This is a genomic window from Paenarthrobacter nitroguajacolicus (genome assembly GCF_007786235.1).
Classification (GTDB): domain Bacteria; phylum Actinomycetota; class Actinomycetes; order Actinomycetales; family Micrococcaceae; genus Arthrobacter; species Arthrobacter nitroguajacolicus_A.
Genome location: NZ_VNFK01000089.1, coordinates 1 through 540 on the forward strand (window position 1 = coordinate 1; position 540 = coordinate 540).

The 540-nt window shown below is 46.3% G+C and carries 1 protein-coding gene; it reads left to right on the forward strand.

The features are described 5' to 3' along the window. Positions 1 to 244 (forward strand): NAD-binding protein (locus FQP90_RS23100; RefSeq protein WP_167510554.1); only part of this gene is annotated, 244 nt, incomplete at its 5' end. Positions 245 to 540 lie beyond the last annotated feature (296 nt).

A 540-nucleotide genomic window follows, 5' to 3' on the forward strand; every position in this document is an offset into this window, starting at 1 on the left:
GATCTTGGAAGTGCACGGCGAACGCATGGTTGAAGGCACATTCGACCCGGGCTTTAAAATATCGCTTCACCAGAAAGACCTGAATCTTGCGCTAACGGGCGCACAAGAGTTAGGGGTTGCATTACCGAATACGGCTAACGCTCAAGAGCTGTTTGGCGAGTGTGCCGAAATGGGCGGAGAAGGTTGGGACCACTCTGCGCTTATTCAAGCGATTGAGAAACGTTCTGACCACTCGATTCGTTAATCTAATTAACGGTTCGTCTGTTTAGTGGTTAGTCAATCAACTGATTATCCATTAATTAATTCGGGCTGCTATTGATTCGTAGCCCACCAGTTTCAAACAGTTTGTTTATAAATCGCGTAGTTTCGTCTCCTTTTATACGCGTTCCTGATACGAGGCAGAGGTTGAAGTTGTTCCTTTCCAACTTGATCTTAGCAGGCACCCTTTGGCCTTGTATCGGGGTTCTTTTTTCCTCCGTCAACTAAGGAGTGGCTGATGGACATTGATGCTAAGCAGTTTCTGCAAACCCTTTTCTCAAG